Here is an 11756-nt window from a genome sequence, read left to right on the forward strand (position 1 = left end):
GCGGCAACCCACCCGTCTTGCCGGCGAGTAATGCCGCTCAGAGCGCCTTGGCGTTTTCCAGCAGACGGCGGATATATTCGAGCGTCAGCTCGCGCTCGAAAGTCCGGAAGCCCTTGAACAGCGCGAGGTCGGCCTCGCGCGCGCTTTCGATCGCCTCGGCTTCCATGGCACGTGCTTTCGGCGTCAGGAAGATCAGCTGCGCCCGCTTGTCGGATGGATGCGGCCGGCGTTCGATCAGCCCGTCGCGGACCATCCGCGACAGCGTATTGGCCATGGTCGCCTGCTCGATATCGACCCGCTCGAGAAGCTGTTTCTGGGTCAGGCCGTCTTCGCCCCAGAGTTCCAGCAGAATGGGAAACTGACCGGGGGAAAAACCGAGCACAACCGCGCGCCGGTGCAGCGAGCGGGCAAAACCCTTCGCCAGCTGGCTGGCGAGGTAAGCTCCCGAATCCATACGGTTAAATCCCATGACTGCAAGTTAGGCGCAAAACCATGCCGGAGACAATGCAGCAAATCGTATAGGACGCTCCAAAAAATGCAGGCTCGCCCAGCGTTTCGAGCGGCTGGAAAAACAAAAGTCGCCATGGCCTGGAGGTTGGCCATGGCGACTTTAAAATGGGGACAAAGGCCCGGAGAGGGGGATAAGGCCTTTGTCCAAGCCTGATGCGGCGGGGGACAAGCCGGTAATCAGACCCGCGGCGCGATCAAGCGCCGGTGACATTGATTTGTAACTGCGAATGTGGTTTTTCAAGGGTCACGCAACGTTACAAATCGGTAACAGTTTGGTGAGCAGGAATCCCTTCTGCAAAATTCCTTGAAGCTGACGCCATAATCTCTTGGCGCGCCGAACTTTATATGGACCTCGTTCCGTGCCCGCGCTATCCATGCACGCATGAAAAATGGCGATCACCTCTTCCTAGTCGACGGTTCCGGATTCATATTTCGGGCGTTTCATGCATTGCCGCCGCTGACGCGCAAGTCCGATGGCCTGCCGGTCGGCGCCGTCTCCGGTTTCTGCAACATGTTGTGGAAGCTCTTGAGGGATGCACGCAATACCGATGTCGGAGTGACGCCGACCCACCTTGCCGTCATCTTCGATTATTCCGCCAAGACCTTCCGCAAGGATCTCTACGACGCCTACAAGGCGAACCGATCGGCTCCGCCCGAAGAGCTCATTCCGCAATTCGGGCTTATTAGAGAGGCGACCCGTGCCTTCAACCTGCCCTGCATCGAAACTGAAGGCTTTGAGGCCGACGACATCATCGCCACTTATGCCCGCCAGGCCGAGGCAACAGGCGCCGATGTCACCATCGTCTCCTCCGACAAGGATCTGATGCAGCTCGTCACAGCAAATGTCCACATGTATGACAGCATGAAGGACAAGCAGATAGGCATTCCCGACGTCGTCGAGAAATGGGGCGTGTCGCCGGAAAAGATGATCGACCTGCAGGCGATGACCGGCGATTCCGTCGACAATGTGCCCGGCATTCCCGGCATCGGCCCGAAAACCGCCGCCCAGCTGCTTGAGGAATACGGCGATCTCGACACGCTGCTCGAACGCGCCACCGAGATCAAGCAGGTCAAGCGCCGCGAGACGATCCTGGCCAATATCGAGATGGCCAGGCTCTCGCGCGAACTCGTGCGGCTGCGCACCGACGTGCCGCTCGATCTCGATCTCGACGCGCTGGTGCTGGAGCCGCAGAACGGTCCGAAGCTGATCGGCTTTCTCAAGACGATGGAATTCACTTCGTTGACGCGCCGCGTCGCCGAAGTCTGTGATTGCGATGCGAGCGCCATCGAACCGGCGGTCGTTCCTATCGAATGGGGCGCGGCTGCCCGTGGTCCCGATCTCGATGCGGCCGAGCCGGAGCCGGTTGCCGGCGGCATTCCCGACGTCTCAGGGCAATCCGTGTCCGTGCCGGCGCGTGCGAAGGCTGGCGTCGAAGGTACCTTTTCGCCTGCCGATCTTGCCAAGGCGCGGGCTGAAGCGTTTGCCACGCTGCCCTTTGACCATTCGACCTATGAAACGATCCGCGATCTGGCGGCACTCGACCGATGGATCGCCGATGCGCGCGACACCGGCCTCGTCGCTTTCGATACCGAGACCACGTCACTGGATGCGATGCAGGCGGAGCTTGTCGGATTTGCGATGGCGATCGCCGACAATGTCGCCGATCCCACCGGCACGAAGATCCGCGCCGCCTATGTGCCGCTTGCCCACAAAAATGGTGTCGGTGATCTGCTCGGCGGCGGCCTTGCCGAAAACCAGATCCCGATGCGCGATGCTCTGCCGCGCCTGAAGGCATTACTTGAAGACGAATCGGTTCTGAAGGTCGCCCAGAACCTGAAATACGACTATCTGCTGTTGAAGCGCTACGGCATCGAGACGAAGAGTTTCGACGACACGATGCTGATTTCCTACGTGCTCGACGCCGGCACCGGCGCTCATGGCATGGATCCGCTTTCGGAAAAATTCCTCGGTCACACGCCGATCCCCTACAAGGACGTGGCGGGCAGCGGCAAGGCGAACGTCACCTTCGATCTGGTCGATATCGACCGCGCCACCCATTACGCCGCCGAAGACGCCGATGTGACGCTGCGCCTCTGGCTGGTGCTGAAGCCGCGGCTGGCGGCGGCAGGGCTGACCAGCGTCTATGAACGGCTGGAGCGGCCGCTGTTGCCCGTGCTCGCCCGCATGGAAGCGCGCGGCGTCACCGTCGACCGGCAGATCCTGTCGCGCCTGTCCGGCGAACTGGCCCAGGGTGCGGCGCGGCTGGAGGACGAAATCTATACGCTGGCCGGCGAGCGTTTCAATATCGGTTCGCCGAAGCAGCTGGGCGATATTCTGTTCGGCAAGATGGGTCTTGCCGGCGGCAGCAAGACGAAGACCGGGCAATGGTCGACCTCCGCCTCGGTGCTCGAGGATCTCGCCGCCGCCGGGTTCGAACTGCCGCGCAAGATCGTCGACTGGCGTCAGCTCACCAAGCTGAAATCGACCTATACCGACGCGCTTCCAGGCTATGTGCATCCGGAGACCAAGCGGGTCCACACCTCCTACTCGCTGGCATCGACGACGACAGGGCGGCTGTCTTCCTCCGAGCCGAACCTGCAGAATATTCCGGTGCGCACCGCTGAAGGCCGCAAGATCCGCACCGCCTTCATCTCGACACCGGGCCACAAGCTGATTTCCGCCGATTACAGCCAGATCGAACTGCGTGTGCTTGCCCATGTGGCCGAGATCCCGCAGCTGACCAAGGCCTTCGAGGATGGCGTCGACATCCATGCCATGACCGCGTCGGAAATGTTCGGGGTGCCGGTCGAAGGCATGCCGGGCGAAGTTCGCCGCCGCGCCAAGGCGATCAATTTCGGCATCATCTACGGCATCTCGGCCTTCGGGCTCGCCAATCAGCTTTCGATCGAGCGGTCGGAAGCCGGCGACTATATCAAGAAATATTTCGAGCGTTTCCCCGGCATCCGCGATTATATGGAAAGCCGCAAGGCCATGGCGCGCGACAAGGGTTACGTCGAGACGATTTTCGGCCGGCGAATCAACTATCCCGAAATCCGTTCTTCCAATCCGTCGGTGCGCGCCTTCAACGAGCGGGCCGCGATCAACGCGCCGATCCAGGGCTCGGCCGCCGACGTCATCCGCCGGGCGATGATCAAGATGGAGCCGGCGCTTGTTGAAGCCGGTCTTGCCGAGCGTGTCCGCATGCTCCTGCAGGTGCACGACGAACTCATCTTCGAAGTCGAAGATGAGGATGTCGACAAGGCCATGCCGATCATCGTCTCGGTCATGGAAAACGCCACCATGCCGGCGCTCGAAATGCGCGTGCCGCTGCGCGTCGATGCGCGCGCCGCCACCAATTGGGATGAGGCGCATTAACCGCCTCCCCAAAACCAAAAAGATTTTCCGGTTCACGCAACTCATTGAAATGGCAACGGTTTGTCTCTGCAGGGCGTACCGGAACGATGCGGCTGGAAGGAACTTATTAACCTTCCTTTTCTATCCCGGTAGGGTCGTAATTTGTCAGGCATGAGTGAGTAGCGGACGCATGCGTTTTCCCAGAACCAATTTGACGGATGCCGCAGATTTTTCCAGCGGGCTTGAAACCGAGCTTGCGGAGGAAAATCCCGGCGAAAAGCCGGCGGCGCCGATCTGGCAGAGCAACTTCTCGCTCGCGCCAAATGTTCGCTTCACCCGCACCCCGGAAACGCTGATCAGCCGGCGCCGTCCGTCGAACGAGCCCGTTCGCGACGAATCGCAGCTCGAGCAGCAAGCGATACGGATAGAACCGGTCGCCGTCGATGTGCCTTTCGACATCTATCTGCCGGAGCCGAGCGAGCTTACCGCAGCGCCGGCTCTGATGATCGAGACGCCACAGCCGCCGGCCCCTGGCCGGGCGGAGACGCCCGCCTTGCGTGCGGCTTCCGAATTGTCTTCGATTTCCGATTTCGCCTTCTGGGAGGTCATGGCCTTCGAAGAGGGCGAGCCGGTCCGCACGCCCTCGATTGTTGTTCCGAAGATCGAGACCACGCCCGAATCGATCACCGCCCTGTTCCGCGTCATGGAATGGCGCCCGGGCGCGCCGAAATCGGCTCCCGCCGCATCGCGCCCGATCCAGCCGCCGGCCGCAAGACCCGCAGCGCCAGCCCTGCGGCCGCCGGCCGCGATATCCCTGGAAAAGCCGGCTCGTGCTCCGGAGCCGATCGTGCTGGCGCCTCAAGGCGCGCCCCAGGTACCCCAGACTGCGCCAATGCCGCAGGCTGCACCGGTGCTCCAGGCGGCGCCGCTGCCCCAGGCTACACCGTTGCCCCAGGCGGCGCCGGCGCCCCGGCCGACGCCTCCGGTGGCCGCCGTCCTGCCGTCGCCGCGCCTGATGGCAAGGCCGGAAAAAGTCGATGCGTCAGGCTATGAATTCCCGCCGCGCGCCCTGTTGCAGGAGCCGCCGGAACGGCTTGGCGAGATCATGTCGCAGGAGACGCTGGAGCAGAATGCCGGTCTCCTGGAAAGCGTGCTGGAAGATTTCGGCATCAAGGGCGAGATCATTCATGTTCGCCCCGGCCCCGTCGTCACCCTCTATGAATTCGAGCCGGCGCCCGGCGTGAAGTCATCGCGCGTCATCGGCCTTGCCGACGATATCGCCCGCTCGATGTCGGCGCTTTCGGCCCGCGTCGCCGTCGTTCCCGGCCGCAACGTCATCGGCATCGAACTGCCGAATGTCACCCGTGAAACAGTCTATTTCCGCGAGATGATCGAGAGCCAGGATTTCGACAAGAGCGGCTATAAGCTGGCGCTCGGCCTCGGCAAGACCATCGGTGGCGAGCCCGTGATCGCCGAGCTTGCCAAGATGCCGCATCTGCTTGTCGCCGGCACCACCGGCTCGGGCAAATCAGTCGCCATCAACACGATGATCCTGTCGCTGCTCTATCGCATGACGCCGGAACAGTGCCGGCTGATCATGGTCGATCCGAAGATGCTCGAACTCTCCGTCTATGACGGCATTCCGCATCTGCTGACGCCCGTCGTCACCGACCCGAAGAAGGCGGTCATGGCGCTGAAATGGGCGGTGCGCGAGATGGAGGAGCGTTATCGCAAGATGTCGCGCCTCGGCGTCCGCAACATCGACGGCTATAATGGCCGCGTCTCCCAGGCGCGCGAAAAGGGCGAGACCATCCATATCATGGTCCAGACCGGTTTCGACAGGGGAACCGGCGCGCCGGTCGAGGAGCAGCAGGAGCTGGATCTCGCGCCGATGCCCTATATCGTGGTCATCGTCGACGAAATGGCCGACCTGATGATGGTCGCCGGCAAGGAGATCGAAGGCGCGATTCAGCGTCTGGCGCAGATGGCGCGTGCGGCCGGTATTCACCTGATCATGGCGACGCAGCGCCCGTCGGTCGACGTCATCACCGGCACGATCAAGGCGAACTTCCCGACCCGCATCTCCTTCCAGGTCACCTCGAAGATCGACAGCCGCACCATTCTCGGCGAACAGGGCGCCGAGCAGCTGCTCGGCCAGGGCGATATGCTGCACATGCAGGGCGGCGGCAGGATTGCCCGCGTGCACGGTCCGTTTGTTTCGGATGCCGAGGTCGAAAAGGTCGTTGCCCATCTGAAAACGCAAGGGCGTCCCGAATATCTCGACACCGTCACCGCCGACGAAGAGGAAGAGCCGGAAGAGGAAGAGGCCGGCGCCGTGTTCGACAAGAGCGCCATGGCCTCCGAGGACGGCAACGAGCTCTACGAGCAGGCCGTCAAGGTCGTCATGCGCGACAAGAAGTGCTCGACCTCCTACATCCAGCGCCGCCTCGGCATCGGCTATAACCGCGCTGCCTCATTGGTCGAACGGATGGAAAATGAAGGCCTGGTCGGCCCGGCCAATCATGTCGGCAAGCGCGAGATCGTTTCGGGACGAGGCGACGGGGAATAGTCGCCAAGTCGCCTGTTCCGATTGTTCAATTGAAAGATAGGCAACTTCTTCAGATGAGTCATTCACGGCGCGGACGCGCCGTGGCTGGATCTCTGTGACAAGCACAGAGATGAGGGTGGGTGGGTAAGCGCTTCCGCCAAGATTTCTAATGGCAAAAGCTGTTCCGTCCCGCGACAGTGGATGGGAAGCTCTACCTCTCCTCCCTCATCTCTGTGCTTGTCACAGAGATCCAGCGCGCCGAGGACCTCTCTTCGCGGTACATCACGTCGCTTGCCGGACGTGCAATTCCTGCCGCTGGCCTGATCAGTTGCCTATTTATCCGGTTCGGACAGCGAGGGCCTGCGGCATCGCAAATTTCTGCTGTCGTTCGTCTACTGAACGTCCGCCAGCAGTCCGTCGAGGATCGCGATCATCTTCTGCTCGGCCTCTTCGATGGAACCGCTATTGTCGAGCTCCGTCACATCGTAGTCGCCGCGCACCGTCAGCGGCCCGCGGGCGAGTCTCGCCATGATATCCTCATGCGTCTCGCGCCCACGCGCCTCCAGCCGGCCGGCGAGCACCTCGGCGCGGGCGGTGACGTTCATCACCTTCAGCCGCGGGAAGGCGGCCTGGAAGCGATGCAGTGCCGAGCGCGAGCCGTTGGCGACAACGATATGGCCCCTCGACAGCGCCACCGAGACTTCGGCCGGAATGCCGTATTTCAGACCATGGGCTTCCCACCAGACGGCAAAGGAGCCCGACTGCTCCATGGCGGCAAACCCTTCGAGGGAGACGGAAAGATGATCCTCGCCGCCGGCGCCGCGGTGGCGGGTAATGACGCGGCGGGTGAAGTGAATGTCAGCGCGGCCGGCGAAATGCCGGGCGGCAAGGTTCATCAGCGTGTCCTTGCCGGCGCCGCTCGGCCCGACGACGACGACCATGATGCCGCGTTCGGCGCCGGCACCGGGATGGGGTTCGTGCGGGCTCATGCGACACGGCGTCCCTGGCGCCAGACGGAGCGTGTCACCGGCACGCCATGCGAACGGTGGACGCGGACGAGATCGGCGCGCAGCCCGGTCGCGATCCGTCCGCGATCGTCGAGGCTGACGGTGCGGGCGGGCGTCGACGTCACCATGGCGATCGCCTTCGGCAGCGTGATGCTCTCGACCTCGTCGGCGAGGATGAAGGGCGCGTGCAGCAGGCTGAGCGGCACGTAGTCGGAGGACAGCACATCGAGCACGCCCATTTCGGCGAGGTCGCGGGCGGCGATGTTGCCGGAATGGGATTTGCCGCGAACGATGTTGGGCGCCCCCATCAGCACGCTCATGCCGCGCTCGTGCGAGGCGCGGGCGGCATCGAAGCTGGTCGGGAATTCGGCGAGCCGCACGCCGTTGTCGATCGCCTCGTCGACATGGGCGAGTGTGGCGTCGTCATGGCTTGCCACCGTGATGCCGCGTTCGGCGCAGACCTTGGCGATGGCGTTGCGGTGCGGGGTCGAGTTGCGCGCCGATTCCGCCTGCCGCTTGGCGACGAAACGGGCGAAGACCTCGTCGCTCAAGCCCCGCTTCTTTTGGTAGTAGAAGATATATTGATCCATCGTCTGGAACTGCCGCTGGCCGGGCGCATGATCCATCAGCGAGACGAGCCGCACATGCGGATCCTCCTCGAAATCCGCGAAATGTTCGAGCACATTGTCGGCCGAGACCTCGCAGCGCAGGTGCAGAAGGTGCTCGGCGCGCAGCCGGCCCTCCCTCTCCGCCGACTGAATGGCGTCGGCCATGTCGCGCATCTCGCCAAGTTCGAAGCCGCCGTCCTCGTCCGCACCCATGCGCAGGCAATCGAACACCGTGGTGATGCCGGATGTAACGATCTGGGCGTCATGCGCCTGGACCGCGGCGGTCTTGTTCCAGCGAATGCCGGGACGCGGCTGATAATGCCCTTCGAGATGGTCGGTGTGTAGCTCGACGAGCCCCGGAATGATGAAGTCCCCTTCGAAATCTTCGCCGGCTACCGAGTTTCCTTCGGAAATATCGGCGATCTTTCCGTCGCGGATGAGGATCGATCCGGCGAGGACGTCATCCTCGAGAACGATGCGGGCATTGGAAAACACGGTCTCTTTGCTCATCTCGTCAGGTCTTTCAGCTTTTGGCGCCGGAAAGCGGCAACCAGGAATGAACTTTGAACGGGGCGCCGCGCGTCTCCTCGACGAAGACGGCAAGGCCGGAAATCGACAGCGGCCGGCCGGTAAAACCGGAAAAACGCTCGGCCAGAATCGTTTTCATTACCGCGGCGCGGGTCTCGGGCACTTGCCCGCTCAGCGTCATGTGGAAGCCGAAATCCTCCATGACGTAGGGATAACCCCAGCGCTGCAGATTGACGCGCTGGCTGTCGCTGAGCTTCTCCGGGTTGCGCCTGATGATATCGGCTTCCGAAAGTGCCGCGCGAAACGGTTCGAAAGACCTTACCACCTTCGCGGCGAAATCCTGAAGAGGTTGATGAAGAGAACCGGGGACGAGGGCAAAAAAACGGCCGAGCTGGCCGAGCACGAGTTCGGGAATCTCGAAGGCCGGCGTGCGCGCGGCAAAATCCTCGGCAAAGGCCATGAGGTCCTTTTCGGTGACGGAGGCGGCAAGCGCAAACGGCGCCTTGATCGTCGCATGGAAGCCATAGCGGCGTGGATCGGCGGTCAGTTCGAACTGCTCTGCCTGGCCGAGCTGCTCATAGGCCGGGGCAGGATAGGTTTCGCCGGTAAAGGCGTCGCGGCCGAGCCAGAGCGAGGCCGCGCCGGTCAGGGGATCATCCTTCGGCGGCGAGAAATAGAGAGCGTAGCGCAAGGCTTTGTCCTGGGGATCGTCGAAACGGGGAGCGCAATGTGCAGTGATTTGGCGGCGAACCGCAAGCAGGCTCCCCGGCTAAAAGAATTCCGTGACAGAATGATGATGGCGGCAGCTTGTCAGTGGTTCTTTTTCCCCATCACGCGCGAGCGCAGCGCATTCGACAGATTGTCGAAGGCGAAGACTACCAGGAGTATCAGAAGCACCATATAGGCGACTTTGTCCCAGTCCGAATTGGTCTTCATGGACTCCAGCAACTTCAGGCCAATGCCGCCCGCACCGACGGCCCCGATCACGGTTGCCGAACGGGTATTCGACTCCCAGAAATAAAGAGATTGCGAGATGAAGACCGGCAGGACTTGTGGGACGACGCCGAAACGTTGAACGGCAACTGGCGCCGCACCGACCGATTTCACGCCCTCACGCTGCTTGTCGTCGATGTTCTCGAGGGCTTCGGCATAGACTTTTCCGAGCGCGCCGGTATCGGTGAAGAAAATCGCCGCGATCCCGGGAAGCGGCCCCGGACCGAAGGCACGGGTGAAGAACAACGCCCAGATCAGCATATCGATCGAGCGCAGGAAATCGAAGAGGCGCTTCGTGGCCCAGTTCACGGCGCGGTTGCGCATGATGTTGCGTGCGGCGATGAAGGCGAGCGGGAAAGCAACCAGCGTGCCGAATAATGTGCCGACAAAGGCCATGACGAGTGTCTGCATCAGTTTCGACAGGATGTCGCCGTGCTGCCAGCTCGCGTTGTTGAGGAAGTTGTCTAAGGCCAGCGAGGCGTTGGATTGATTTGCATCCAGTCGTGCGCCGGAGAACATCAGGCCGACAACCTCGGGCAGGCTGCGGCCCCAGAAGGGCGATTGCGTATCGAAGAAAAAGTTCGCCCAGCCGAGAAAACGGCGCTGCACGTAGACCTGGCTGGTGCGGATTTCTGCCTGTCCGGAAAAACCGTAATAGACATTCACCTTGTTGTCGTCCTGCTGCATCTGGACTGGCGCGTCGGCAGGCAGGGAAGCACGGTCGCGGGTGATGGTGACGGGATAGAGCTTGCCGTCGATATAGACGTCCACGCGGGTCGGGCTCACCTCCAGGCGGTCGCCGTCGCTGCCGAAGGTGACGGTGTATCTGCTTCCATCGGCACTAGGCTTCAGCCAGTAGATGTCGGCGCCTTCCGGATACTGGCGGCGGCTTGTCCATTGCGGGACGACCTGATCGTTCTGGAAACGGAGGCGCGGCTGGGCACGCCAGGAATACCAGTCCTGAACATAGATCGCCGCGCGATCCCAGTTGCCGTTGACGAACGTGGGAATGACGTTGAAGAAGGCGAAGCAGAAGGCAAGGTAAACGAGGACTGCCGCCGAAACGACAAGGAGGCCCCAGCGCTGCATGAAACTGCGATGGAAGACGTCCGGATAGGCGGCCAACAGGCGGTTGCGTTCGACAGCGTTCATGGTCAGGCCCGAGGTCATCACGCCGCTCCCCGGCCAAATTCGAAGGACTGCTGGCCGATCAGCCGTCGGCGCAGCCAAGCAGAAAACTGGTCGACGCAAATGACCGTGATCAGCAGCAGGATGATGATTGCGTAAGTCTTGGCGGCATGGTCGCGGCCAATCGAAAGGCTGAAGACTTCACCTATGCCGCCGCCGCCAACCGCGCCGATAATGGTCGAGGCACGCACATTTATCTCGGTGCGCAGCAACGTGTAGGAGACGAAGTTCGGCAGGACCTGCGGCAGGATGGCAAAACGTACACGCTCCAGCCAGCCGGCGCCGACGGCGCGCAGGCCTTCATCCGGCTTCATGTCAGCATTCTCGACGACTTCGAAGAACAGCTTTCCGAGCGCGCCGATAGTGTGGAACCACACCGCGATGATCGCCGAGATCGGACCGATCGACAGGATCGCCGCGAGAAGACCGGCGATGACGATTTCCGGGAAGGCGCGCATGATCTCCATGATGCGCCGGACAATCCAGCGCGTCACACCCGCACCGACCAGATTGGTGGACGCGAAAAAGCAGAGCAGGAACGCACCGCTGGCGCCCAATATGGTGGAGACGATGGCGATGTTGAGCGTGATCGCGAGCTGGTAGAAGAAATTCGGGATGTAGAAATTGTCGGTGATCCAGACGCGGTCGCTTGTGTAGTCGTATTTTATCGAACCGTCGGAGTAGGGCGACGGCAAGTCGAACATGGCGCGGAAGATCTCCAGCGGGCTGTCCGGTACAAAGCTCTTCATGAAATCGAAGAAATAGGGCAGGCGCTCGAAGAACTTGCCCGAATTGACACTGTTGGCGAAGTCGAGCGAGGCGCCGAGGATGATTAGGAACACCACGATCGAAACGACGGTATAGATGCGTCGCGTTCGGACTTGGCTCTGATAATGATCGAGGATGGTGCGGGAGCTCTCCTGCAATCCGCTGAGAGAATCCGCGCCGGCCGAGTGCGCCATCTATGGCTTCCTTCTTGAAAACGGCGGCACCATCATGATGCCGCCGCAAGACTGTTC

General features: G+C 61.9%; 8 protein-coding genes. 2 read left to right on the plus strand and 6 right to left on the minus strand.

Annotated elements, in window-relative coordinates; all coding sequences use genetic code 11:
- Positions 1 to 37 precede the first annotated feature (37 nt).
- Positions 38 to 454 carry a MarR family winged helix-turn-helix transcriptional regulator gene (locus N2597_RS21020; RefSeq protein WP_038686115.1) on the minus strand — a complete coding sequence of 139 codons (417 nt, stop codon included), beginning with the start codon at positions 452 to 454 and terminating at the stop codon, positions 38 to 40.
- Between the two features lie 438 nt (positions 455 to 892).
- Here N2597_RS21020 and polA point away from each other — a divergent pair, with 438 nt between their 5' ends.
- Both polA and N2597_RS21030 read left to right on the plus strand, forming a co-directional pair.
- Positions 893 to 3886, plus strand: a complete 2994-nt coding sequence (gene polA, locus N2597_RS21025) for a DNA polymerase I (protein WP_183598658.1) — start codon at positions 893 to 895, stop codon at positions 3884 to 3886.
- A gap of 169 nt (positions 3887 to 4055) precedes the next feature.
- Positions 4056 to 6434 carry a DNA translocase FtsK gene (locus tag N2597_RS21030; protein WP_183598660.1) on the plus strand — a complete coding sequence of 793 codons (2379 nt, stop codon included), beginning with the start codon at positions 4056 to 4058 and terminating at the stop codon, positions 6432 to 6434.
- Positions 6435 to 6805: 371 nt separating this feature from the next.
- Here N2597_RS21030 and phnN read toward each other — a convergent pair whose 3' ends face one another.
- The 5 genes from phnN to phnE (N2597_RS21055) form a co-directional block, all read right to left on the minus strand.
- On the minus strand, positions 6806 to 7402 hold the full coding sequence (gene phnN, locus N2597_RS21035) for a phosphonate metabolism protein/1,5-bisphosphokinase (PRPP-forming) PhnN (RefSeq protein WP_183598662.1): 597 nt from the start codon (positions 7400 to 7402) through the stop codon (positions 6806 to 6808).
- Positions 7399 to 8538 carry an alpha-D-ribose 1-methylphosphonate 5-triphosphate diphosphatase gene (locus N2597_RS21040; protein ID WP_183598664.1) on the minus strand — a complete coding sequence of 380 codons (1140 nt, stop codon included), beginning with the start codon at positions 8536 to 8538 and terminating at the stop codon, positions 7399 to 7401. The genes phnN and N2597_RS21040 overlap by 4 nt, the downstream gene beginning before the upstream one ends.
- Before the next feature lie 13 nt (positions 8539 to 8551).
- Entirely contained in the window at positions 8552 to 9247 is a 696-nt protein-coding gene (locus N2597_RS21045; protein WP_077995064.1) for a DUF1045 domain-containing protein, read from the minus strand.
- A gap of 119 nt (positions 9248 to 9366) precedes the next feature.
- Positions 9367 to 10719 carry a phosphonate ABC transporter, permease protein PhnE gene (gene phnE, locus N2597_RS21050; RefSeq protein WP_183598666.1) on the minus strand — a complete coding sequence of 451 codons (1353 nt, stop codon included), beginning with the start codon at positions 10717 to 10719 and terminating at the stop codon, positions 9367 to 9369.
- Complete coding sequence (phnE, locus tag N2597_RS21055; protein ID WP_086155859.1) at positions 10719 to 11699, minus strand: phosphonate ABC transporter, permease protein PhnE; 981 nt, start codon at positions 11697 to 11699, stop codon at positions 10719 to 10721. Before phnE (N2597_RS21055) ends, phnE (N2597_RS21050) begins: the two co-directional genes overlap by 1 nt.
- Positions 11700 to 11756: the final 57 nt, after the last annotated feature.

The organism is Rhizobium sophoriradicis (assembly GCF_025200795.1).
In the GTDB taxonomy this organism is placed as follows: domain Bacteria; phylum Pseudomonadota; class Alphaproteobacteria; order Rhizobiales; family Rhizobiaceae; genus Rhizobium; species Rhizobium sophoriradicis.

What these genes read in the sequence shown, in the direction of transcription:
- N2597_RS21020 (WP_038686115.1), bottom strand. Translation starts at nt 454, where the DNA reads ATGGATTCGGGAGCTTACCTCGCCAGCCAGCTGGCGAAGGGTTTTGCC.
- polA (WP_183598658.1), top strand. Translation starts at nt 893, where the DNA reads ATGAAAAATGGCGATCACCTCTTCCTAGTCGACGGTTCCGGATTCATA.
- N2597_RS21030 (WP_183598660.1), top strand. Translation starts at nt 4,056, where the DNA reads ATGCGTTTTCCCAGAACCAATTTGACGGATGCCGCAGATTTTTCCAGC.
- phnN (WP_183598662.1), bottom strand. Translation starts at nt 7,402, where the DNA reads ATGAGCCCGCACGAACCCCATCCCGGTGCCGGCGCCGAACGCGGCATC.
- N2597_RS21040 (WP_183598664.1), bottom strand. Translation starts at nt 8,538, where the DNA reads ATGAGCAAAGAGACCGTGTTTTCCAATGCCCGCATCGTTCTCGAGGAT.
- phnE (WP_183598666.1), bottom strand. Translation starts at nt 10,719, where the DNA reads ATGACCTCGGGCCTGACCATGAACGCTGTCGAACGCAACCGCCTGTTG.
- phnE (WP_086155859.1), bottom strand. Translation starts at nt 11,699, where the DNA reads ATGGCGCACTCGGCCGGCGCGGATTCTCTCAGCGGATTGCAGGAGAGC.